Source organism: Variovorax sp. UC122_21, from assembly GCF_044056785.1.
Classification (GTDB): domain Bacteria; phylum Pseudomonadota; class Gammaproteobacteria; order Burkholderiales; family Burkholderiaceae_C; genus Variovorax.
In genome coordinates, this window is record NZ_CP172004.1 from 4,568,667 (window position 1) to 4,589,518 (window position 20,852).

Annotated in this window: 22 protein-coding genes and 1 pseudogene; 9 read left to right on the forward strand and 14 right to left on the reverse strand. The window is 69.8% G+C overall.

The window, feature by feature from the left end; translation table 11 throughout:
• Positions 1-87: 87 nt before the first annotated feature.
• The 6 genes from ACHMXE_RS34220 to hda form a co-directional block, all read right to left on the reverse strand.
• A complete protein-coding gene (locus ACHMXE_RS34220) occupies positions 88-1,380 on the reverse strand; it encodes a porin (protein WP_203204924.1) in 1,293 nt (430 codons plus the stop codon).
• Positions 1,381-1,801: 421 nt separating this feature from the next.
• Positions 1,802-2,812, reverse strand: a complete 1,011-nt coding sequence (locus tag ACHMXE_RS34225; RefSeq protein WP_057590651.1) for an inorganic phosphate transporter — start codon at positions 2,810-2,812, stop codon at positions 1,802-1,804.
• Between the two features lie 13 nt (positions 2,813-2,825).
• On the reverse strand, positions 2,826-3,470 hold the full coding sequence (locus tag ACHMXE_RS34230) for a DUF47 domain-containing protein (protein WP_057590652.1): 645 nt from the start codon (positions 3,468-3,470) through the stop codon (positions 2,826-2,828).
• Between the two features lie 312 nt (positions 3,471-3,782).
• Complete coding sequence (folK, locus tag ACHMXE_RS34235; RefSeq protein WP_395348430.1) at positions 3,783-4,538, reverse strand: 2-amino-4-hydroxy-6-hydroxymethyldihydropteridine diphosphokinase; 756 nt, start codon at positions 4,536-4,538, stop codon at positions 3,783-3,785.
• Positions 4,535-6,145 (reverse strand): polynucleotide adenylyltransferase PcnB, encoded by a 1,611-nt coding sequence (gene pcnB / locus ACHMXE_RS34240; RefSeq protein ID WP_395348431.1) that lies wholly within the window; start codon positions 6,143-6,145, stop codon positions 4,535-4,537. Before pcnB ends, folK begins: the two co-directional genes overlap by 4 nt.
• A gap of 19 nt (positions 6,146-6,164) precedes the next feature.
• Entirely contained in the window at positions 6,165-6,851 is a 687-nt protein-coding gene (gene hda, locus ACHMXE_RS34245) for a DnaA regulatory inactivator Hda (RefSeq protein WP_395352916.1), read from the reverse strand.
• A gap of 143 nt (positions 6,852-6,994) precedes the next feature.
• On the opposite strand from hda, the gene purM reads away from it, so the two are divergent.
• From purM to ACHMXE_RS34270, 5 genes are all read left to right on the forward strand, one after another.
• Positions 6,995-8,035 (forward strand): phosphoribosylformylglycinamidine cyclo-ligase, encoded by a 1,041-nt coding sequence (gene purM / locus ACHMXE_RS34250; protein WP_395348432.1) that lies wholly within the window; start codon positions 6,995-6,997, stop codon positions 8,033-8,035.
• 35 nt (positions 8,036-8,070) lie between these two features.
• Complete coding sequence (locus ACHMXE_RS34255) at positions 8,071-9,141, forward strand: AI-2E family transporter (RefSeq protein WP_203204922.1); 1,071 nt, start codon at positions 8,071-8,073, stop codon at positions 9,139-9,141.
• 128 nt (positions 9,142-9,269) lie between these two features.
• A complete protein-coding gene (locus ACHMXE_RS34260; protein WP_395348433.1) occupies positions 9,270-9,827 on the forward strand; it encodes an isochorismatase family protein in 558 nt (185 codons plus the stop codon).
• Entirely contained in the window at positions 9,824-10,456 is a 633-nt protein-coding gene (locus tag ACHMXE_RS34265; RefSeq protein ID WP_395348434.1) for a DJ-1/PfpI family protein, read from the forward strand. The genes ACHMXE_RS34260 and ACHMXE_RS34265 overlap by 4 nt, the downstream gene beginning before the upstream one ends.
• Complete coding sequence (locus ACHMXE_RS34270) at positions 10,435-11,445, forward strand: GlxA family transcriptional regulator (protein ID WP_395352918.1); 1,011 nt, start codon at positions 10,435-10,437, stop codon at positions 11,443-11,445. The genes ACHMXE_RS34265 and ACHMXE_RS34270 overlap by 22 nt, the downstream gene beginning before the upstream one ends.
• Before the next feature lie 15 nt (positions 11,446-11,460).
• Here ACHMXE_RS34270 and ACHMXE_RS34275 read toward each other — a convergent pair.
• The 6 genes and pseudogenes from ACHMXE_RS34275 to murJ all read right to left on the reverse strand — a co-directional run.
• Positions 11,461-12,678 (reverse strand): annotated as a pseudogene (locus ACHMXE_RS34275) (RNA polymerase sigma factor); the annotation flags it as partial.
• 61 nt (positions 12,679-12,739) lie between these two features.
• Complete coding sequence (locus ACHMXE_RS34280; RefSeq protein WP_395348435.1) at positions 12,740-13,168, reverse strand: YciI family protein; 429 nt, start codon at positions 13,166-13,168, stop codon at positions 12,740-12,742.
• Positions 13,169-13,199: 31 nt separating this feature from the next.
• Positions 13,200-13,631, reverse strand: a complete 432-nt coding sequence (locus ACHMXE_RS34285; RefSeq protein ID WP_203204916.1) for a YciI family protein — start codon at positions 13,629-13,631, stop codon at positions 13,200-13,202.
• 156 nt (positions 13,632-13,787) lie between these two features.
• A complete protein-coding gene (locus tag ACHMXE_RS34290; protein WP_395348436.1) occupies positions 13,788-14,213 on the reverse strand; it encodes a bleomycin resistance protein in 426 nt (141 codons plus the stop codon).
• Entirely contained in the window at positions 14,213-15,067 is an 855-nt protein-coding gene (locus ACHMXE_RS34295) for a SirB1 family protein (RefSeq protein ID WP_203204914.1), read from the reverse strand. Before ACHMXE_RS34295 ends, ACHMXE_RS34290 begins: the two co-directional genes overlap by 1 nt.
• An 88-nt stretch (positions 15,068-15,155) precedes the next feature.
• Positions 15,156-16,709, reverse strand: a complete 1,554-nt coding sequence (gene murJ, locus ACHMXE_RS34300; protein ID WP_395348437.1) for a murein biosynthesis integral membrane protein MurJ — start codon at positions 16,707-16,709, stop codon at positions 15,156-15,158.
• A 116-nt stretch (positions 16,710-16,825) separates the two neighbouring features.
• Between murJ and rpsT the strand changes: the two genes are divergently transcribed.
• Positions 16,826-17,140, forward strand: a complete 315-nt coding sequence (rpsT, locus tag ACHMXE_RS34305) for a 30S ribosomal protein S20 (RefSeq protein ID WP_057590666.1) — start codon at positions 16,826-16,828, stop codon at positions 17,138-17,140.
• Positions 17,141-17,279: 139 nt separating this feature from the next.
• Here the strand turns inward: rpsT and ACHMXE_RS34310 are convergent, their stop codons facing one another.
• A complete protein-coding gene (locus ACHMXE_RS34310; protein WP_057590667.1) occupies positions 17,280-17,645 on the reverse strand; it encodes a DUF3579 domain-containing protein in 366 nt (121 codons plus the stop codon).
• 170 nt (positions 17,646-17,815) lie between these two features.
• On the opposite strand from ACHMXE_RS34310, the gene ACHMXE_RS34315 reads away from it, so the two are divergent.
• From ACHMXE_RS34315 to ACHMXE_RS34325, 3 genes are read left to right on the forward strand one after another with little or no spacing between them, the layout of a single operon-like run.
• Positions 17,816-19,024: an aspartate aminotransferase family protein gene (locus ACHMXE_RS34315; RefSeq protein ID WP_395348438.1), complete on the forward strand. Its 1,209-nt coding sequence runs from the start codon at positions 17,816-17,818 to the stop codon at positions 19,022-19,024.
• Positions 19,021-19,956, forward strand: coding sequence for an ornithine carbamoyltransferase (argF, locus tag ACHMXE_RS34320; RefSeq protein WP_395348439.1), 936 nt, complete (start codon positions 19,021-19,023; stop codon positions 19,954-19,956). Before ACHMXE_RS34315 ends, argF begins: the two co-directional genes overlap by 4 nt.
• Positions 19,957-20,000: 44 nt before the next feature.
• Positions 20,001-20,318, forward strand: a complete 318-nt coding sequence (locus tag ACHMXE_RS34325) for a YkgJ family cysteine cluster protein (RefSeq protein ID WP_203204912.1) — start codon at positions 20,001-20,003, stop codon at positions 20,316-20,318.
• A 3-nt stretch (positions 20,319-20,321) separates the two neighbouring features.
• Here ACHMXE_RS34325 and ACHMXE_RS34330 read toward each other — a convergent pair whose 3' ends face one another.
• Positions 20,322-20,798 (reverse strand): Lrp/AsnC family transcriptional regulator, encoded by a 477-nt coding sequence (locus ACHMXE_RS34330; RefSeq protein ID WP_093348845.1) that lies wholly within the window; start codon positions 20,796-20,798, stop codon positions 20,322-20,324.
• Between the last annotated feature and the right edge of the window lie 54 nt (positions 20,799-20,852).

Here is a 20,852-nt window from a genome sequence, read left to right on the forward strand (position 1 = left end):
TACCCGGCGCCGACACCGGGTACCAACCAAAAAAACCACCCGACCAGAGCCGGGTGGCAAACCTTGGAGACAAAAAAGACGCGGAAATCAGAAGCTGTGACGCAGACCGAAGTCGTAGCCCGTCGACGAGCGCGGTGCCCAGCCGGCGGTGGCCAGGTAGGCCGGAGCGCCACCGGTGGTCACGCGACCGAAGACGGTCGGGTTGTTCTGACCGTCCTTGATGCGCACGCGAGCGAGCGTGGCATACAGCGCGGTGCGCTTCGACAGGTTGTGCACGTAGCCGATCGCGAACTGGTTGGCCTTGGTCGACAGCTCGGGGTTGCCGAACAGCGCGAGGGCCGGGTTCACGACGGGGTTCTGGCCCGCCTTGTACTTCAGGTAGCCGTACGAAGCCTTGATCTGGCCCGGGCCCACCGGCACGCTGACGCCGAGCAGGAAGCCGTCGTACTTGTCGGTCACGCTGTTGACGTAGTTCAGAGCACCCAGGGTGGTGACGTTGTCGAACTTGTTGCGGGCCGACGAGTATTCGCCGAACAGCTTCGCCGCGCCGAGGTCGTAGCTCGCGCCGAGGTTGAAGGTGTTGATGCGGTTCTTGAACGCTTGCGCGGCCAGTGCCGGGGTCAGGACCGTGGTCGCGGTCAGCGGCGTCGAGTCCTTGTTGTCCGAGCCGTACGACACAGCCACGTCGAGCGGGCCGTTGGCATAGCCGACGCGACCGCCGAAGTACGAACCGCGCTTGGACGGCGACTCGATCACGTTCTCGTCGAACTTCACGTTCTCGTGCAGCGCGTACTGGAACTGGCCGTAGAAACCACCGAGGTTCGGCGGCAGGAAGTAGCCGATGCTGTTGCTGGCGCGCGCGTAGTTGTCGCTGGCCGACGCGCCGTTGGGAGCGGTGCCGCCCTTGCGCGACAGCGAGTCGCCGACGCGGCTGATCAGGCTCGTGCCCACGCCACGCAGACCGAAGGGATCGAACACGTTGTCGTTCCAGTAGGTGGGCGTGTAGTCGCGGCCGAGGCGGATTTCGCCGAAGCCACCCGACAGGCTCACGGTGGAGCGACGGTCGAACGCGGCGACGCCGGTCTTGCCGTCGTCGTTGGTGATGCCCGATTCGAGCCAGAAGCTCGCTGCCAGGCCACCGCCCAGATCTTCGGTGCCGCGGAAACCGAGGCGGCTGGAGCTGCTGCTGCCGTTCGCCAGGGCCGTCTGGCTCTGCTTGCGCGAGGCGCCGAACAGCAGCGGGTTCGTGCCGCGGTACTCGCTCTTGGTCGAGTAGTTGCTCACGCTCGCATCGACCACGCCGAACAGCGTCACCGACGATTGAGCAGCCGCTCCGCCGGCCGCCAGCACGGCGGCCAATGCCACCAGGGATTTTTTCATTTCAGCTTCCTCTTTCTTAAGCACAACAAGCGTCCTGGGCGGTCCTTGAAGAGACCACCCCGGAACGGGGGGACACCGGGGATTCCGCGGCGGCTTGCCGCGGTTTCTCGCGCGCATCGGATCGCGTTTCATGCGGCGCCGGCGTGGGACCGGCTCCGAGCGACCTTGCACGCGATGCATCTGCAATCGGGTGCAGCGATGGTCTCGTCCGAGGGTGAAGAGTCCGTGACAACCCTTAGAGCCCGTCGATGGCATCGGGACTCTTTGGCGCGATAACAACAGGCTCAGAAAGTTGTGCTGAAAGGCACTGCGATGCGCTGCGATCGCACGGCATCGGACAGCCGCGGTCGAGCGATGGCGAAGGAGGGACGACGGTGCGCGCAGTCGATGCGACTTCGAACTGCGCGCCGAGGAACGAGGCTCAGAAGATCTGCCAGCTCACCCAGTAGGCGATCGCCGCCACGAACGCCGACGCGGGAATCGTGAAGATCCACGCCCACACGATGTTGCCCGCCACGCCCCAGCGGACCGCGCTCGCGCGCTGCGCCGAGCCCACGCCGACGATGGCGCCGGTGATGGTGTGGGTGGTCGACACGGGAATGCCCAGCGCGGTGGCCAGGAACAGCGTGAGCGCACCGCCGGTCTCGGCGCAGAAGCCGCCCACGGGCTTGAGCTTGGTGATCTTCTGGCCCATGGTCTTGACGATGCGCCAGCCGCCGAACATGGTGCCCAGCGCGATCGCGGCGTAGCAGCTCACGATGACCCAGGTCGGCGGTTCGGCCTCGCCGGCCGAGGCGTAGCCGGTGGCGATCAAGAGCATCCAGATGATGCCGATGGTCTTCTGCGCGTCGTTGCCGCCGTGGCCCAGGCTGTAGGCGCCGGCCGAGACCAGCTGCAGCCGCCGGAACCAGCGGTCGATGCGCGAGGGCGTGGCGCGGCGGAAGGTCCAGGCCACGATCACCATCATCAGCGAGCCGAGCAGGAAGCCCAGCACCGGCGAGACGAAGATGAAAGCCACGGTCTTCCAGATGCCCGAGGCCACGAGGCCGCTGGTGCCGGTCTTGGCGATCACGGCGCCGACGATGCCGCCGATCAGCGCATGCGAGGAACTGCTGGGGATGCCGTAGTACCAGGTGACGAGGTTCCAGCTGATGGCGCCGATCAGCGCGCCGAACACCACGTGCACGTCGACCACGCCGGGCTGGGCGATGCCCTTGCCCACGGTTGCCGCCACGCTCAGGTGGAAGACGAAGATCGCGATCAGGTTGAAGAAGGCGGCGAACACCACGGCCTGGCCGGGCCGCAGCACGCCCGTGGACACCACGGTCGCGATCGAGTTGGCGGCATCGTGGAAGCCGTTCATGAAGTCGAACAGGATCGCGAGCGCGACCAGCACCATCACCACCCAGAGGGCGACCTGCACCGTTGCCATCGGTCGTGCCCGCTCAGGAGTTCTCGAGGACGATGCCCTCGATCACGTTGGCCACGTCCTCGCACTTGTCGGTGATCGTCTCGAGCAGCTCGTAGATCGCCTTGAGCTTGATGACCTCGCGCACGTCGGGCTCCTCGCGGAACAGCTTGCTCATGGCGCTGCGCATCACGCGGTCGGCGTCGGACTCGAGGCGGTCGATCTCCTCGCAGGTCTTCAGGGTGGCCTCGGCCACGGCCGGGTCGGCGATCTTGCCGAGGTACTTCACGGCGTCCTTGAGGCGGTCGCAGCACTTCACGCTCAGCGTGGTGAGGCGCACGATCTCGTCGGTCATGTGGCGCACGTCGTACAGCGCCATGGTCTCGGCCGAGTCCTGGATCAGGTCGGCCACGTCGTCCATGGTGTTGATGAGCTTGTGGATCTGCTCGCGGTCGATCGGCGTGATGAAGGTCTTGTGGATCAGCCGGTTGACGTCGTGCGTGACGCGGTCGGCCGCGCGCTCGGCGTTGTCGACGTCGCGGTTGTACTGCTCGCGCAGGTGCACGTCGTTGTAGTTGGTGACGAGTTGCTCGAAGGCCCGGGCCGCCTCGACGATGCGCTCGGCGTGCTGGTTGAACATCTCGAAGAAATTGCCCTCGCGGGGCAGCAGCTTGCCGAACATGGCGACTCCTGGAGGACGCCAATCACAACTTGATGACGCCTTGATGAAAAAACCCGCGAAGTTTAAACGGGCGGATCGTGCGATCCGGACCTTGGGGGGTTGATCTTTTCGTTGTATATGCGCGAGGCACGGCGGCCGCGGCCGCATTCCGGCCCGAAAAAGAACTCAGGCCGCGCGCTTGAGCACGGGCAGCTGCCGGCCGCCGCAGATGCCGCCGAGCCGCAGCGCCACGACCCGCGCCACGACCAGCGCGATGGCGGCGTGGAAGGCCCGGCGACGCGGCAGGCCCGCCCCCCTCCCCCGGTGGTTCGCTCAGGCGCTGGCGTCTGTGTCGCGCAGCCGCTCGATGACCTGCTTCGACACGCGCGCCAGCGCGGCGCGCGGCACCTTGTCGGGCGCGATCTCGGCCAGCGGCTTGAGCACGAAGGCGCGCTCGCGCATGCGCGGATGCGGCAGCGTGAGCGCGGGCGTGTCCTTGACCGTGTTGCCGTGCGTCAGCAGGTCGAGGTCGAGCGTGCGCGGCGCGTTCGGGAACGAGCGCTCGCGGCCGGCCTCGAGCTCGAGCAGCTGCAGGTCGGCCAGCAACGCCTCGGCCGTGAGGCCGGTACGCACCGCGACCACGGCGTTGATGAAGTCGGGGCCGGTGGCGTCGACCGGCGCGCTGCGATAGAGCGAGGAACTGGCCGTCACGGTGGTGCGCTCGATCGCGCCGATGGCGAGCATCGCGGCGCGCACGGCCGCGGCGGCATCGCCGAGGTTGGCGCCGATCGCGATGAAGGCCTGGACCGTGGGGTACTCGTCGCGCGACCGGCTCGGAGGACGGGCAGGACCCGAGCCGCCCGAGCGGCCGGCCGGCTTGCGCCCCGGCGCGGCACCCTTGCGGGCCGGACCGGCGGCGTTGGAACCACGGGCGGGACCGGCGGAACTGGCGCCACGGCCCGGCGCGCGGCCGGGCTTGCCATCGCCATCGCGGGCATCGCGCGGTGGCTGGCGACGACCGTCGCCGCCCCCCGCGGGCTTGCGAGCCGGCGCGGCCTTGCCGCCCGGCGGGCGCTTGGCGGTACTCATTCGGATGCGGCTGGCGCGCCGCCCTCACCACCGGTGCGCGGCTTGCGGCGGCGCCGGCGCTTGCGCGGCGCGGCCATCTCGCCATCGGGCGGCACGGCGCCACCGGCCTCGCCGTCGGCCGTCTCGTCGTCCGCGCGCTCGTCGCCGCGCGCGGCGGTGCTCCTGGCGACCACCGGCTCGGCCGCGGGCGCGGTGTTGCGCACCCGCACGCGCTGGCGCGTCTTCTGTTCGTCGCGCACCTGGTCCAGCAGGTCCTGGCGCCGCGTGTCGTCCGAGGTGCTGAACTCCTGCCACCACTCGGCGATGGCCTCGCTGACCTCGCCCACGTCGGCGCGCAGGCGCATGAAGTCGAAGGCGGCGCGGAAGCGCGCCTGCTCGACCAGGCTGTAGGGCGTGGAGCCGGTGCGCTTGTCGAAGCGCGGCTGCATCATCCAGATCTCGCGCATGTCGGCGGCCAGCTTGCCGCGGCCCGAGACGTCGCCGATGCGCGCGTTGAACACGTCGTCGATCGCGTCCTGCAGCGCCGGGAACGGCGGCTGCGCGCGCTGGCCGTTGCGGCCTTCCTGGCGCTGGGCCCAGCCGTCGCGCACGTCGGCCCACAGCACGCAGGCCAGCAGGAAGCTCGGCGCCACCGGCTTGCCCTCGCCGACGCGGCGGTCGGTGTCCTGCAGCGCGGCCTTCACGAACGGCAGGTCGGCGCGCTCCACCACCACGTCGAGCAGCGGGTAGATGCCCTTGGCGAGCCCCAGCTTGCGCAGCTGCTCGACGGTGGCGATCGCATGGCCGGTCTGCAGCAGCTTGAGCATCTCGTCGAACAGGCGGCTCTGCGGCACGTCGGCCAGCAGCTTGCTCGACTCGACCAGCGGCGCGCCGGTCTTGGGCTCGAGCTTGAAGCCCAGGGCCGCGAGCTTGGCCGAGAAGCGGATGGCGCGGATGATGCGCACCGGGTCCTCGCGGTAGCGCACGGCCGGGTCGCCGATCATGCGCAGCACCAGCTTCTGGGCATCGCGGATGCCGTGGTGGTAGTCGATCACCACCTGCCGCGCCGGGTCGTAGTACATCGCGTTGACGGTGAAGTCGCGGCGCGCGGCGTCTTCCTCCTGCGGGCCCCAGACGTTGTCGCGCAGCACGCGGCCGCTGGCGTCCACGGCATGGGTCATGCCCGCGAGCTCGCCCTTGCTGGTGCGCTCGTTGCCGCTGACCTGGCCGGCCGCGGCCGCATCCATGTAGGCGCGGAAGGTCGAGACCTCGATCACCTCGTGCTCGCGGCCGCGCCCGTACACCACGTGCACGATGCGAAAGCGCCGCCCGATGATGAAGGCGCGCCGGAACAGCCCCTTGACCTGCTCGGGCGTGGCGTTGGTCGCCACGTCGAAGTCCTTGGGCCGCAGGCCCAGCAGCAGGTCGCGCACCGCGCCGCCCACCACGTAGGCCTCGAAACCGGCCTGCTGCAGGGTGGTGACCACGTTCTTCGCGCGTTCGTCGACCAGGGCCGGATCGATCCGGTGAACCTCCGCCGGCACTTCCTCGCGCTTGCCGAAGCGGCTCTTTCCCTGTGCGCCGCCGGCGGATTTGCCGAGCAGCTTGTCGATGAATTTCTTGATCATTGGTTGAGAAGGGTTCTTCTTATTCGTTTTCGAGCATGGAGCGGATCAACGGAATGGTGATCGCGCGTTGCGTCTGCAGCGCATAGCCGTCGAGCTGCGTGAGCAGCTCCATCAGGCTACCGAGGTCGCGGCTGAAGCGGTGCAGCATGTAGTCGAGGACATCGTCGGACAGCATCACGCCGCGCGCATCGGCGGCCTGGCGCAGCACGGCGCGTCGTTCGCTCTCGCCGAGCACCTGCAGGTGGAACACGTGGCCCCAGCCGAGGCGGGTGCGCAGGTCCTCGCGCAGCGGCAGGTCGGCCGGCGGCAGCGCGCCCGCGGCCACCACGCCACGCTGCAGGCTCTGCGCGTTGACGAACCAGTTGAAGGCCGCGTGCTGCTGCACGGCGGTGTAGACGTGCACGTCGTCGAGCAGCACGGCGACCCAGCGCTCGTCGAACTCGGGCGGCTCCAGCAGGCCGGCGTGCAGCCAGCCCACGCTGGCGCCCTGCTCGCGCAGCGCCACGCGCACCGATTCGAGCAGGTGGGTCTTGCCGCTGCCGCTTTCGCCCCACAGGTAGGTGGGCACGGGCGAGTGGAGCGCCGGACTGCCGGCGCCGCCCACCCACAGTTGCAGGTGCCGCAGCGCCGCCTCGTTCGGGCCGGCAAAGAAGGCGTCGAAGCTGGGGCCCGTCGCGATGCCGATATCGAGCGCGAGCTGTTTCATCCCGGGAAGGTTCATGGAGGGGGCGGTCAACGCCCGTAAAATCGTCCGGAATTCTATCGGCCCGGCCGTTTCGCCCTTTGACCCTCCCCCCGGGGTGCCATCGCGGCCGGTGCGCTTTCCATTCCTCTCGCCTCCAACCAGCCATGACCTCCCCTCTGCCCACTCCGCTCAGCTACAAGGACGCCGGCGTCGACATCGATGCCGGCGACGCGCTGGTCGACCGCATCAAGCCGCTCGCGAAGAAAACCATGCGCGAAGGCGTGCTGGCCGGCATCGGCGGTTTCGGCGCCCTGTTCGAGGTGCCCAAGCGCTACAAGGAGCCGGTGCTGGTGAGCGGCACCGACGGCGTGGGCACCAAGCTCAAGCTGGCCTTCGAATGGAACATGCACGACACGGTCGGCATCGACCTGGTGGCCATGAGCGTCAACGACGTGCTGGTGCAGGGCGCCGAGCCGCTGTTCTTCCTCGACTACTTCGCCTGCGGCAAGCTCGACGTCGACACCGCCGCGGCGGTGGTGGGCGGCATCGCGCGCGGCTGCGAGCTCTCGGGCTGCGCGCTGATCGGCGGCGAAACCGCCGAAATGCCCGGCATGTACCCGGCCGGCGAGTACGACCTGGCGGGCTTCGCGGTCGGCGCGGTCGAGAAATCGAAGATCCTGACCGGCCGGAACGTCAAGCCCGGCGACGTGGTGCTGGGGCTGGCCTCGGCCGGCGTGCATTCCAACGGTTTCAGCCTGGTGCGCAAGGTGATCGAGCGCGCCGGCGCCGACCTGCCCGCCACGCTCGACGGCAAGCCCTTCCGCGAGGCCGTGATGGAGCCCACCCACCTCTACGTGAAGCCGGTGCTCGAGGCGCTCGGCAAGCACCCGATCAAGGCGCTGGCCCACATCACCGGCGGCGGCCTGCTCGAGAACATCCCGCGCGTGCTGCCCGAAGGCACGGCCGCCCACCTGAAGAAGGGCAGCTGGCCACAGACCGAGCTGTTCGCCTGGCTGCAGAAGGTGGCCGGCATCGACGACATCGAGATGAACCGCACCTTCAACAACGGCATCGGCATGGTGGTGGTGATCGACGCGGCCGAGGCCGCCGCCTGCGCCGCCACGCTGCGCGCCGCCGGCGAGACGGTGCACGAGATCGGCGTCATCGTCGAGCGCGGCCAGGGCGCGGCCGTGGTCGTCGCCTGAACGAACCGGGTTTCGACGCGCGAGCGCCCTCCCGGATGACCAAGCCCCTGCCCACCGCCCCCATCGCTCCCGTGCCGCCACGCAGCGCCCCGCGCAACGTGGTGATCGCCAGCTACCTGCTGATGCTCGCGGGCCTGATGCTCGTGATGTGGCAGCACCTGCTGCCGGGCCTGCTGTGCGCCTGCATCGGCTTCCTGGCCACGCGCTTCTTCGCGCGGCTGATCGGGCGCGGCCTGGCGCGCGTCGCGCCGCTGCGCGCGCGCGGCGACGGCATCGCGCGCGTGGTGGCGGTCACGCTGGTGCTGCTGGCGCCGATCGCGCTTATCACGCTGGGGCTCTCGCAGGCGCGGGAATACATCATCGACGCGCCCGACCAGTACCGCGAACTGCTCGACTACACGGCGCGCACGGTGCTCGAGCTGCGGCTGAAGCTGCCGCCCGAGATCGCGGTCTACCTGCCCGAGGGCGCGGCCGAGATCCAGCGCATGGTGGCGAACTACATGCGCGCCCAGGCCGGCATGCTGGCGCTCACCGGCCGGGCCTGGCTCGGGGCACTGCTGTTCGCCTACGTGGGGCTGATCATCGGCGGGCTGGCCGCGGTGGCGCATGCGCGCGGACCGCGCCGGCCGCTGTCGGAGGAACTGCACCAGCGCATCACGATGTTCGGCCAGGCCTTCGGCCAGATCGTCGCGGCGCAGTTCTGGATCGCCGCCTTCAACACGCTGCTGACCGCCATCTTCCTGCTGGTGCTGATGCCGCTGTGGGGCCCGCACCTGCCCTACACGCCCGCGCTGATCACCCTGACCTTCGTCGCCGGGCTGGTGCCGATCGTGGGCAACCTGGTGTGCAACGCGGTCATCACGCTGGTGGCGCTGTCGGTGTCGCCGGTGACGGCCGCGGCCTGCCTGGCGTTCCTGATCCTGATCCACAAGGCCGAGTACGTGATCAACGCCAAGGTGGTGGGCAGCCGCACGCAGATGAGCGTGTGGGAACTGCTGGCGGTGATGTTCGTGGCCGAGGCGGTGTTCGGCCCGGCCGGGCTGGTGGCGGCGCCGCTGTTCTACGCCTACCTCAAGAAAGAGCTGCAGGCCGGCGGCCTGGTCTGAGGCGGCGGCGCCTTGCGCGCCGGGCGATGTCCTGATCTGATCGATTCTGGTCCGCTCCCGAGCGGCCGGCTCGGCTCGATCGCTGAAGAATCGGGGGCATCATCCACTTTGCCCCCTCGGAATCCGCCATGAAAACCTGTCTGATTGTGATCGACGCCCAGGAATCGTTCCGCCAGCGCCCGTACTGGGACGAAAGCCTCGCGGCGCCCTACCTCGCGGCGCAGAACGCGCTGATCGCCGGCGCGGCCGAGGCCGGCCTGCCGATCGTGCGCGTCTACCACGTCGACGGACCGAGCACCGCCGCCAACCCCTTCGCGGTCGAATCGGGCTTCGTGCGGCCGATCGAGGGCCTGGCCGGCTTCGAGGCCGCCGGCACCTTCACGAAGCATCGCCACAGCGCGCTGGTCAACAGCGGGCTCGACATCTGGCTCACCCAGCAGGGCATCGGCCGGCTGATCGTGAGCGGCATCCGCACCGAGCAGTGCTGCGAGACCACAACGCGCCACGCCTCCGACCTGGGCTGGGAGGTCGACTACGTGACCGACGCCACGCTGACCTTCGACATGGTGCAGCCCGACGGCACGCCGCTCTCGGCCGCCGACATCAAGGCCCGCACCGGGACCGTGCTGGCGGGGCGCTTCGCGACCATCTGCAACGTGGCGCAGGCGCTGGAGCGCGCGGCATGAGTTCTTCATCGGGCGCCGCGCTGCGCGTGCTGATCCTGGCCTTCGACGGCATCGAGGCCCTGGACTTCGCGGGCCCGTTCGAGGTGTTCACCACCGCGAGTCGCGTGCACCGGCGGCTGCGGCCGGACGAGCCGGCGCCCTTCGAGGTCGCGGCCGTGGCCGAGGGCGCGCCCGCGCGGCCGGTGCACGCGCGCGCCGGGCTGCAGCTGCTGGCCGCGCACGACCTGGCCGACGCGCCGCAGGCCGACCTGCTGCTCGTGCCCGGCGGCGTGGTCGACGCGCCGCTCGCGAGCGCCGCCACGCTGCAGTGGATCGCACGGCAGGCCGCGGGTGCGCGGCTGGTGGCCTCGGTCTGCACCGGCGTCTTCCTGCTCGCGGCCAGCGGCGTGGTCACCGACCAGGCCGTCACCACGCACTGGGAGGACCTGGCCGATCTGCGCGAACGCTTCCCCGCGCTCGAGGTGCGCGAGGGCGTGCGCTGGGTCGACGGCGGCCGGATCCTGAGCTCGGCCGGCATCAGCGCCGGCATCGACATGAGCCTGCATCTGGTCGAGCGCCTGGCCGGCCGCGAACTGGCCGAGCGCACCGCGCGCCAGATGGACTACGCATGGACGCACAACCCACCCTGATCCGCGTCGTCTTCGTGCTGCTGCCCGACAGCCTGGTGCTCGACTGGGCCGGGCCGGCCGAGGCGCTGCGCATCGCCAACCAGCGGCTGCGCGCCACCGGGGCGGCGCCGCGCTTCGCGATCGAGTTCGCGAGCCCGCGGCCCGACACGGTCGGCTCGGTCGGCATCGCGCTGACCGGGCTGGCGCCGCTGCCGGACCTGCCCGGCGCCGATGGCTCCGACGGCGCCGCCTGGGTGGTGCTGGTCGGCATGCCGGGCGACACGATCCCGATCGACACGCCCGAAACCCAGGACCTGCTGCACTGGCTGCGCGGCCTGCGGCTGGAGGCGGGCCGGCTCGAGCTGCTGACCATCTGCGCCGGCAGCGTGCTGGCCGCGCATGCCGGCGCGCTGGCCGGGCGGCGCGCCACCACGCACCACCATCACCTCGACGAGCTGCGCGCCGTGGAGCCGCGCTGCGAGGTGGTGGGCAACCGGGTGTTCGTGCTCGACCCGCCGGTCTACAGCAGCGCCGGCGTCACCACCGGCATCGACCTGGTGCTGCACCGCATCGCCGACACCTGCGGCGAGGCGCTGGCGGCGCAGGTCGCGCAGACCATGGTGGTGGCGCTGCGGCGCGGCCCGCACGACCCGGAGCTCTCGCCCTTCCTGGCCTACCGCAACCACCTGCACGCGGCGCTGCACCGGGTGCAGGACGCGGTCAGCGAACGGCCGCAGGCCGACTGGAACGTGCCGCGCATGGCCGAGGTGGCCCACACCTCGGCGCGGCATCTCACGCGGCTGTTCGTCGAGCATGCGGGCGTGGCGCCGCTGGCCTACCTGCGCCGGCTGCGGCTGGCGGCCGCGCAACTGGCGCTGGCCTCGGGCGCCAGCGTGACGCGGGCAGCCGAGCTGTCGGGCTTCGGTTCCGACACCCAGTTGCGCCGCGCCTGGCACCAGTTCGGGCTGCCGGGTTCGCCGTCGGACGCGGCTGGGCTGGCGCGCGGCTGAGTCAGCCGAGGCAGGCGCGTGCGCGCGCGCGGCCAGCAGCGCCTTCTCGCGGCCGTTGCGCGTCAGGCCGGCCGCGCGCTCGAACTCGCGCCGCGCCTCGTCGAGCCGGCCCAGCTTGAACAGCAGGTCGCCGCGCACCGTCGGCAGCAGGTGGTAGCCCTGCAGCGCGGGCTCGGCCACCAGCGCGTCGGCCACCTCGAGCCCCGCGGCCGGACCGAAGGCCATCGACAGCGCGACCGCGCGGTTGAGCTCGACGATCGGCGACGGCGCGAGCTGGGCCAGCGCGTCGTAGAGCGCGGCGATGCGGCCCCAGTCGGTCTGCTCGGCCGTGCGCGCCCGCGCATGGCAGGCGGCGATGGCGGCCTGCAGCGCATAGGGGCCGAGCGCGCCGCCGAGCGCCTCGGCACGCGCCAGCGCGGCCAGGCCGCGGCGGATCAGCACGTGGTCCCAGCGCGCGCGGTTCTGTTCGAGCAGCAGCACCGGCTCGCCCGAAGGCCCGACGCGCGCGGCGGTGCGCGAGGCCTGGATCTCCATCAGCGCGACCAGCCCGTGCACCTCCGACGCCGCGGGCATCAGCTCGGCCACGATGCGGCCCAGGCGCAGCGCCTCCTCGCACAGCGCGGGACGCATCCAGTCGTCGCCCGCGGTGGCGGCATAGCCCTCGTTGAAGATCAGGTAGAGCACCTCGAGCACCGAGGCCAGCCGCGGCTCGAACTCGGCGCGGCGCGGCACCTCGAAGGGCACGCGCGCCTCGGCCAGGGTGCGCTTGGCGCGCACGATGCGCTGCGCGACGGTGGGCTCGGTGACCAGGAAGGCGCGCGCGATCTCGTCGGTGGCGAGGCCGCCGAGCAGGCGCAGCGTGAGCGCCACGCGCGCCTCGGTCGACAGCACCGGGTGGCAGGCGGTGAAGACCAGCCGCAGCAGGTCGTCGCCGATGTCGTCGTCGAGCGCGGTGTCGACCGCTTCGGCGAAATCGGCCTGCGCGATCTCGTGCCGCGCATCGAGCTCGCGGCCGATCTCGCCGGCCTTGTGCTCGGCCAGCTGCAGGTGACGCAGGCGGTCGAGCGCGCGGCGCTTGGCCACGGCGGTGAGCCAGGCCGCGGGGTTGTCGGGCACGCCCGATTCGCTCCACTGCTCGAGCGCCGAGACCAGCGCGTCCTGGGCCAGCTCCTCGGCCAGGCCCACGTCGCGCACCATGCGCGCGACGGTGGCGATGATCCTGGCCGACTCCATGCGCCACACCGCCTCGACGGTGCGATGGATCGCGGCGGTGCCCGGGTTCTGGCTCACCGGCTCAGTTGGCGGGCTTCTTGAGGGTCTGCATCGAGGGAAAGGCCTCGGCGGTCAGCGCCTGCACCTCGGCCGGATAGTCCTCGACCTCCTGGATCTGGCGCACCTCGATGACCTCGTTCTCGCCGCCCGGGCAGCGCGTGGCCCATTCGATGGCGGCGGCGCGCGAGGGCACGTCGATGATCCAGAAGCCACCGAGCACCTCCTTGGCCTCGGCGAAGGGACCGTCGACCACCGTGGGCTTGCGGCCCGGGAAGCTCACGCGCGCGCCCATCGAGGGCGGGTGCAGGCCGTCGCAGCTGATCAGGATGCCGGCCTCCTGCATCGATGCGTTGTAGGCCATCATGGCCGACACCGCGTCGACGTCGTCGGGGATGGTGCCGGGCGCGGCGGTCTCGTAGCCGTAGGGGATCATCAGCAGCATGAATCGCATGGCGGTTCTCCTGGGGGTTCGCGCGCGGCGCTCAATGGCCGCCCTGGGTGCGGGCCTCGGTCTCGGCGCGCAGGCGGTCTTCCTGCGCGAGCAGCTCGGGCGTCATCGAATCGCCGAAGTCGGCGGCCTCGAAGACCTGGCGGATCTCGATCTCGCCCTCCTGGAACGGGCTGCGCTTGATCCACTCGATGGCCTCCTCCTTCGACTTGACCTGGAACAGCCAGAAGCCGGCCAGCAGCTCCTTGGTTTCGGCGAACGGACCGTCGATCACGGTGCGCTTGGTCGGGCCCTCGCAGCGCACGCGCACGCCCTTCGAACTGGGATGCAGGCCCTCGCCGGCCAGCAGCACGCCGGCCTTCACCAATTCCTCGTTGTACTTGCCCATCGCGGTGAGGATCTCGGTGCTGGGCATCACGCCGGCTTCGGAATCCGCATTGGCCTTGACCAGAATCATGAATCGCATGTCGTTGCTCCTAGAGGGGTTGGAAGTAAATCGGGAACGGCGTCGAAGTCTCGAATCTGCCTGCTCCTGTTGACACGTCGAGCGACGACCGGCCGGATCGACAGGAATCGGCCGGTCCAGTTGTAAAAAAGCGTTTCAACTCCGGCGAGGCGGCCGCTACGGGCGGCCGCAGAAGCGCAGCACATGCCCGTCGGGCTCGCGAATCGCGAACTCGCGGGTGCCCCAGGGCTGCGACACCGGCGCCTCGATGACCGTGACGCCGCGCTTGAGGTAGGCGGCATGCAGGCCGTCGATGTCGTGCCCGACCTGGATCACGAACTCGCCGCGCCAGGGCCGCGGCTCGCGCGTGCCGGTCTGCCACAGGCGCAGAAAGATCGGCTGGCCGGTGCCGGCCGGCAGTTGCTTGACGCGGCCGTAGCTCGGCGGCTCGCCCGCGATGAAGTCGAGCTCGAAGCCCAGCACCTCGCAGAACCAGCGCGCGGCGCGGCCGACGTCGGCCACCGGCAGCACCGGCTCCATGCCATGGAAGCCGTGCACGGCGCCGAGGGCGGGCGCGCCGGTGGGGCCCGCCCGGGTGGCCATCAGCTGGCCGCGCGCCGCAGCGCGGCCACGCGCTCCGCGATGGCGTCGATGTCGAGCGCGTCCTCGGCATGGGCCAGGTAGGCCTCGAGGTCGCGCACCGCGGCGGCCGTGCTGCCCTGCTCGGCATGGGCGATGCCGCGGTCGCGGTACTCGCCCCAGGCCTCGGGCAGCAGCGCGATGATGCGGTCGAGCACGCAGATCAGGCGCTGCCAGTCCTCCTGCGCGCGGTGCACTTCCTTCAGGTTGCGCAGCATGCGGCCGATGATCTCGCGCGAACTCGCGGGCTGCAGGTACAGGCCCAGCGGCACGTCGAATTCGCCGACCAGGCCGTTGCCGCGCTTGTAGGGCTCGAGCCGCTCGCTGAGTTCCTCGCGCGAGAGCGACTTGCCGGTGAAGGGATCGATCACCACCTGCCCCTTGGGCAGCGTCACCTTGAGCATGAAGTGCCCCGGGAAACCGATGCCGCGCGCCTGCAGCCCCAGGCCCTGCGCCAGCTCCATCCACAGCACCGCGAGCGAGATCGGGATGCCGCGGCGCGTGCGCAGCACCGCGTTGAGGTAGCTGTTGTCGGGGTCGTAGTAGTCGTTGACGTTGCCGCCGAAGTTCAGGTCGTTGAAGAAGAACTGGTTGAGCGCGCGCAGCCGCGCGAGCGGCGCGGCGTCGGCCGGCAGGCGGCGCTTGAGGCGGGCCAGCAGCTGGTCGACATCGCCGAGCACCTGCTGGACGTCGAGGTCGGGGTATTCGTCCTGCGCGATGCTGGCGGCGGCCTCGAGCAGCGGGAACTGCTCGTCGCTCTGCACGAGCGACTCGAAATACTCGAGTGCGGTGGGGACCTGGAAGCTGAACGTCGTCATGTGGCTTTGTAGAGGAGCGGGGCCGGGAGCGTCAAGGCGGGGGACATGCGGATTGCCAAGGCGGTCCGCGCTGCCGATCGTCGGGGGCTCAGCGGCGCATGAAGCTGCGCAGCCGCACGCCGGCGGCGGCCAGCACCGCGAAATAGAGCAGCGCGGCACCGCTCACCAGCATCGCCAGCAGGCCGATGCGCCAGAAGCGCTGCTCGCGCAGGCCGATCCAGTCGAAATGCCCCGAGGCCCACGCCAGCAGCGCGGCCAGCACCAGCGACCCCGCGAGCACCTGCAGCGCGAAGCGGCCCCAGCCGGGCTCGGGCTTGTAGCTGCCGCGGCGGATCAGGCCGACCAGCAGCCAGCTCGCGTTGACCAGTGCGCCGATGCCGATGGTCAGGGTCAGCGCCGCATGCTGCAGCACCGGCACCAGGAACAGGTTGAGCACCTGGGTCAGGATCAGCACGCCGACCGCGATCAGCATCGGCGTGCGCGTGTCGTGCTTGGCGTAGTAGCCGGGCGCGAGCACCTTGATGGCCACGATGCCGACCAGGCCGACGCCGTAGCCCATCAGCGCGACGGTGGTGCGGCGCACGTCCTCGCCGCCGTAGGCGCCGTTGTGGAACAGCACTGCCACCAGCGGCTGCGAGAACAGCAGCAGCGCCACCGCGCACGGCGCCGCGAGCAGCAGCACCAGGCGCAGGCCCCAGTCGAGCAGCGACGAATAGCGCGCGTCGTCCTTGGCCGCGCGCGCGCCGGCCAGCTGCGGCATCAGCACCACGCCCAGCGCCACGCCGAGCATGGCGGTCGGAAATTCCATCAGCCGGTCGGCATTGGTGACCCAGGTCACGCTGCCGGTGGCCAGGTGCGAGGCGATCTGCGTGTTGATCAGCAGCGAGATCTGCGCCACGCTCACCCCGAGCAGCGCGGGCAGCATGAGGCGCGCGATCTTGCGCGTGTCGGGATCCGACCACGCCGTGCGCAGCGCCTTGAAGCTCGCGCCGATGCGCGGCAGCAGCCCCAGCTTGCGCAGCGCGGGCAGTTGCAGCGCCAGCTGCAGCACGCCGCCCACCATCACGCCCACGCACTGGGCATAGATCGGCTCGATGCCCCAGCGCCGGAACAGCGGCGCGCCGAACAGGATCGACAGGATCAGCGCGATGTTGAGCAGCACCGGCGAGGCCGCCGGCACCGCGAACTTGCGCCAGGTGTTGAGGATGCCGCCGGCCAGCGCCACCAGCGACATGAAGCCGATGTAGGGGAACATCCAGCGCGTCATGACCACCGCGGCATCGAAGCCCGCGAGGCCGCTGGCCATGGCCCAGACCAGCCACGGCGCGCCGACCACGCCGGCCACGCACACCACCACCAGCATCCAGGTCAGCAGCGTGGCGACATGGTCGACCAGTTCCTTGGCGCCGGCATCGCCGCGCTCGGTGCGCGTGGCCGCCAGCACCGGCACGAAGGCCTGGCTGAACGCGCCCTCGCCGAACACCCGGCGGAACAGGTTCGGAATGCGGAAGGCGACGTTGAAGGCATCGGTCAGCGCGCTGACGCCGAACACCGAGGCGAACAGCACGTCGCGCACGAGGCCAGTGATGCGCGAGGCGAGGGTCAGCAGGGAGACGGTGGAGGCGGATTTGAGCAGCGACACGGGGCGAGTGTAGGCCCCGCAAAGCGCATGAAATGGCGGTTCTGGCCAGATTTCGCCGCCCGGCCTATAATGGAGGGCTTTGCTGCATCATCCTCAGACACTGAGAGAACACTACCATGGCATCTACCAAGCCCAAGAAGAAGAACCCGCGCCTGGCGTCGGGCCGCAAGCGCGTCCGCCAGGACACCAAGCTGAACGCAGCGAACACCTCGCTGCGCTCGAAGTACCGCACCGCCGTCAAGAACGTCGAAAAGGCTGTCCTGGCCGGCGACAAGACCAAGGCGACCGAGCTGTTCGCCAAGGCCCAGAGCATCGTCGACACGGTCGCCGACAAGGGCATCTTCCACAAGAACAAGGCTGCTCGCGACAAGAGCCGCCTGTCGGCCAAGGTCAAGGCCCTGGCCCTCGCGCCTGAAAAGGCCGCCGCCTGACACCTGTCAGGCAAGCCCGGGACCGGTTCGCGCCGGTCCGCCGTTTGATCGGGGTGCGCTGCAGCAAAGTGAAAAACCGCCTTCGGGCGGTTTTTTCATGGGCGAACGGTTTGTCGAAAAAGGAAAAGCGGTCGACCGCTCAGGGCTTCTTGACCGGCGTCGGCGGGGTCCGCTGGAGCCCGTCCTTGTGCTGGTGGTCCGGATCGGGCACCAGGCAGGCCTCGGCCACCTGCAGGTCGTTGTCGCGCGCGAAGTTCACGCAGAAGTCCCAGGCCATGGGTTCGGCCTCGCGCAGCGCGCTGTTCACCACCACGCATTTCACGCCATTGATGGTGGTCGGCACGCACCACGGCGAGTAGCTCAGGTGGCTGCCCGGATACGCCCCGCCGGGCCGGAAGGAGCACATCACGCCGGCCAGCCGCTCGGCCCAGTCGCTCGGGCGAAAGGTGCGGCCGTCGTGGGTGATGCCTTGGATGAAGATCTCGGTGGCGGTGGGGGAAATCATCGTTTGGGAAGAGGCGACCGCACGCCGTAGCGAGCTGTTGCGGTGCAACAAGGATTCTATCCGCGCCCTCCCGCCTTCCACCCGCCGCAGGGCATTGCTGTGATGCGGAATCCTCAACGCCAGCGTCAAACTCGCCGCCTAGAATCCGCCTTCCCTTACTGGAGAACCGAATGAGCGCTACCGTCGAGCCCACCTCGCCCCACGTCATGAACACCTACGGCCGCCTTCCGATCGCGCTGTCGCACGGTCAGGGTTGCCGAGTCTGGGACACGAACGGCCGCGCCTACCTCGACGGCCTCGGCGGCATCGCCGTCAACACGCTGGGCCACAACCATCCCGAGCTGGTGCCCGCGCTGCAGGACCAGGTCAGCAAGCTGATCCACAGCTCCAACTACTACCACGTGCCCGGCCAGGAGAAGCTCGCCACCAAGCTGACCGAGCTCTCGGGCCTGACCAACGCCTTCTTCTGCTGCACCGGCCTCGAAGCCAACGAAGCCGCGCTCAAGCTGGCGCGCAAGTTCGGCCACGACAAGGGCATCGAGCGCCCCGAGATCGTGGTCTACGAAGCCGCCTTCCACGGCCGCAGCATCGCCACCCTGTCGGCTACCGGCAATCCCAAGGTGCAGAAGGGCTTCGGCCCGCTGGTCGAGGGCTTCATCCGCGTGCCGCTCAACGACATCGAGGCCCTGAAGAAGGCCACCGAGGGCAACCCCAACGTGGTCGCCGTGTTCTTCGAGACCATCCAGGGCGAAGGCGGCATCCACCCGATGCGCATCGAGTACCTGAAGCAGGTGCGCGCGCTGTGCGACGAGCGCGACTGGCTGATGATGATCGACGAGGTGCAGTGCGGCATGGGCCGCACCGGCAAGTGGTTCGCGCACCAGTGGGCTGGCATCAAGCCCGACGTCATGCCGCTGGCCAAGGGCCTGGGCTCGGGCGTGCCGATCGGCGCCGTGGTGGCCGGCCCCAAGGCCGCCAACATCTTCGGCCCCGGCAACCATGGCACCACCTTCGGCGGCAACCCGCTCGCCATGCGCGCCGGCATCGAGACCATCCGCATCATGGAAGAGCAGAAGCTGCTCGAGAACGCCGCCAACGTCGGCGCCCACCTGAAGGCCGCGCTCGAGCGCGAACTCGGCGGCCTGCCCGGCGTGAAGGAAGTGCGCGGCCAGGGCCTGATGCTGGGCATCGAGCTCGACCGTCCCTGCGGCGCGATCCTCAACCGCGCCTGCGACGCCGGCCTGCTGCTGAGCGTGACCGCCGACAGCGTGATCCGCCTGGTGCCGCCGCTGATCCTGAGCATCGCCGAGGCCGACGAGATCGTCGCCATCCTCGCGCCGATCGTGAAGACCTTCCTCTCGGAGCCCGCCCCCAAATGACGAGTGCCAGCGCGACGCCAGCCATCCGCCACTACCTGCAGTTCTCGGACTTCACGGGCGACGAGTACGCCTACCTGTTCGACCGCATGGCGGTCATCAAGAAGAAGTTCAAGACCTACGAGAAGCACCAGCCGCTGACCGATCGCACGCTGGCCATGATCTTCGAGAAGGCCAGCACGCGCACCCGCGTGAGCTTCGAGGCCGGCATGTACCAGCTCGGCGGCAGCGTGGTGCACCTGACCACGGGCGACAGCCAGCTCGGCCGCGCCGAGCCGATCGAGGACAGCGCCAAGGTCATCAGCCGCATGGTCGACCTGGTGATGATCCGCACCTACGAGCAGACCAAGATCGACGCCTTCGCCGCGCATTCGCGCGTGCCGGTCATCAATGGCCTGACCAACGAGTTCCACCCCTGCCAGATCCTCGCGGACATCTTCACCTACATCGAGCACCGCGGCTCGATCCAGGGCAAGACCGTGGCCTGGGTGGGCGACGGCAACAACATGGCCAACACCTGGCTGCAGGCGGCCGAAATCCTCGGCTTCACCGTGCACGTGAGCACGCCCAGCGGCTACGAGGTCGACCAGTCGATCGCCGGCATCCGCTCGGGCGACAGCTACAAGGTCTACAAGGACCCGATGGAAGCCTGCCGCGGCGCCGACCTCGTGACCACCGACGTCTGGACCAGCATGGGCTACGAGGCCGAGAACGAGGCGCGCCGCAAGGCCTTCGCCGACTGGTGCGTGGACGAGGACATGATGCGCGTGGCCCAGCCCGATGCGCTGTTCATGCACTGCCTGCCCGCGCACCGCGGCGAGGAAGTGCAGGCCGAGGTCATCGACGGCCCGCAGTCGGTGGTCTGGGACGAGGCCGAGAACCGCCTGCATGCGCAGAAGGCGCTGATGGAGTTCCTGCTGCTCGGCAGGCTCTGAGCGCCCTCCGCCCTCTTCTTCCGCTTCCGCAGCACCGCCCCGCCATGAACGCCTGCCAGCAATGCGGCGCCTGCTGCGCCAGCTACCGCGTCGACTTCAGCGTGCACGAGCTCGACGACAACGGCGGCCGGGTGCCTTCGGGCCTGGCCGTCGAGGTCAACGACGCGCTGTGCCGCATGCGCGGCACCGACCACACACCCGCGCGCTGCGCGGCCCTCACCGGCAAGATCGGCCAGTCGGTGGCTTGCGGCATCTACGAGTGGCGGCCCAATCCCTGCCACGAACTGCAGGCCGGCAGCGACGCATGCCAGCGCGCGCGGCTGCGCCACGGGCTCGGCGCGCTGCCCGACACCCTGCACTGAACCTCAGGCCGCCGGCACCGGCAGGCCGCCCACGCGGCCCTTGAATTCCTGCAGCGAGAAATAGGTCTGCACGTGGCGCACGCCCGGCAAGCGGTGCAGCTTGCGCTGCAGCAGCTCCGAATAGGCGTCGAGGTCCTTCGCCACCACCACCAGGATGAAGTCCTCGGGCCCCGAGATGCCGTGGAACATCACCACCTCGGGGATGGCGCAGACCGCGTCCTCGAAGGCGCGCGAGGAGATCTCGGTCTGGTGGTCGATGCCCACCATCACGAAGGCCATCACGCCGAAGCCCAGCGCACGCCGGTTCAGGCCCGCGTGGTAGCCGCCGATCACGCCATCGTCCTCGAGCTTCTTCACGCGCCGCCAGCACGGCGACTGCGACAGGTGCGCCATCTGCGCGAGCTCGCCCGAGGTCAGGCGGGCGTTGTCCTGCAGCGCGCGCAGCAGCTGGAGGTCGGTGCGATCGAGGTCGGCTTGCATGATTTTTTCCAGATTCGGTCGTTTGAGAATGGATTATCCAATTTCATTCGAACC

What these genes read in the sequence shown, in the direction of transcription:
- ACHMXE_RS34220 (WP_203204924.1), bottom strand. Translation starts at nt 1,380, where the DNA reads ATGAAAAAATCCCTGGTGGCATTGGCCGCCGTGCTGGCGGCCGGCGGA.
- ACHMXE_RS34225 (WP_057590651.1), bottom strand. Translation starts at nt 2,812, where the DNA reads ATGGCAACGGTGCAGGTCGCCCTCTGGGTGGTGATGGTGCTGGTCGCG.
- ACHMXE_RS34230 (WP_057590652.1), bottom strand. Translation starts at nt 3,470, where the DNA reads ATGTTCGGCAAGCTGCTGCCCCGCGAGGGCAATTTCTTCGAGATGTTC.
- folK (WP_395348430.1), bottom strand. Translation starts at nt 4,538, where the DNA reads ATGAGTACCGCCAAGCGCCCGCCGGGCGGCAAGGCCGCGCCGGCTCGC.
- pcnB (WP_395348431.1), bottom strand. Translation starts at nt 6,145, where the DNA reads ATGATCAAGAAATTCATCGACAAGCTGCTCGGCAAATCCGCCGGCGGC.
- hda (WP_395352916.1), bottom strand. Translation starts at nt 6,851, where the DNA reads ATGAAACAGCTCGCGCTCGATATCGGCATCGCGACGGGCCCCAGCTTC.
- purM (WP_395348432.1), top strand. Translation starts at nt 6,995, where the DNA reads ATGACCTCCCCTCTGCCCACTCCGCTCAGCTACAAGGACGCCGGCGTC.
- ACHMXE_RS34255 (WP_203204922.1), top strand. Translation starts at nt 8,071, where the DNA reads ATGACCAAGCCCCTGCCCACCGCCCCCATCGCTCCCGTGCCGCCACGC.
- ACHMXE_RS34260 (WP_395348433.1), top strand. Translation starts at nt 9,270, where the DNA reads ATGAAAACCTGTCTGATTGTGATCGACGCCCAGGAATCGTTCCGCCAG.
- ACHMXE_RS34265 (WP_395348434.1), top strand. Translation starts at nt 9,824, where the DNA reads ATGAGTTCTTCATCGGGCGCCGCGCTGCGCGTGCTGATCCTGGCCTTC.
- ACHMXE_RS34270 (WP_395352918.1), top strand. Translation starts at nt 10,435, where the DNA reads ATGGACGCACAACCCACCCTGATCCGCGTCGTCTTCGTGCTGCTGCCC.
- ACHMXE_RS34280 (WP_395348435.1), bottom strand. Translation starts at nt 13,168, where the DNA reads ATGCGATTCATGCTGCTGATGATCCCCTACGGCTACGAGACCGCCGCG.
- ACHMXE_RS34285 (WP_203204916.1), bottom strand. Translation starts at nt 13,631, where the DNA reads ATGCGATTCATGATTCTGGTCAAGGCCAATGCGGATTCCGAAGCCGGC.
- ACHMXE_RS34290 (WP_395348436.1), bottom strand. Translation starts at nt 14,213, where the DNA reads ATGGCCACCCGGGCGGGCCCCACCGGCGCGCCCGCCCTCGGCGCCGTG.
- ACHMXE_RS34295 (WP_203204914.1), bottom strand. Translation starts at nt 15,067, where the DNA reads ATGACGACGTTCAGCTTCCAGGTCCCCACCGCACTCGAGTATTTCGAG.
- rpsT (WP_057590666.1), top strand. Translation starts at nt 16,826, where the DNA reads ATGGCATCTACCAAGCCCAAGAAGAAGAACCCGCGCCTGGCGTCGGGC.
- ACHMXE_RS34310 (WP_057590667.1), bottom strand. Translation starts at nt 17,645, where the DNA reads ATGATTTCCCCCACCGCCACCGAGATCTTCATCCAAGGCATCACCCAC.
- ACHMXE_RS34315 (WP_395348438.1), top strand. Translation starts at nt 17,816, where the DNA reads ATGAGCGCTACCGTCGAGCCCACCTCGCCCCACGTCATGAACACCTAC.
- argF (WP_395348439.1), top strand. Translation starts at nt 19,021, where the DNA reads ATGACGAGTGCCAGCGCGACGCCAGCCATCCGCCACTACCTGCAGTTC.
- ACHMXE_RS34325 (WP_203204912.1), top strand. Translation starts at nt 20,001, where the DNA reads ATGAACGCCTGCCAGCAATGCGGCGCCTGCTGCGCCAGCTACCGCGTC.
- ACHMXE_RS34330 (WP_093348845.1), bottom strand. Translation starts at nt 20,798, where the DNA reads ATGCAAGCCGACCTCGATCGCACCGACCTCCAGCTGCTGCGCGCGCTG.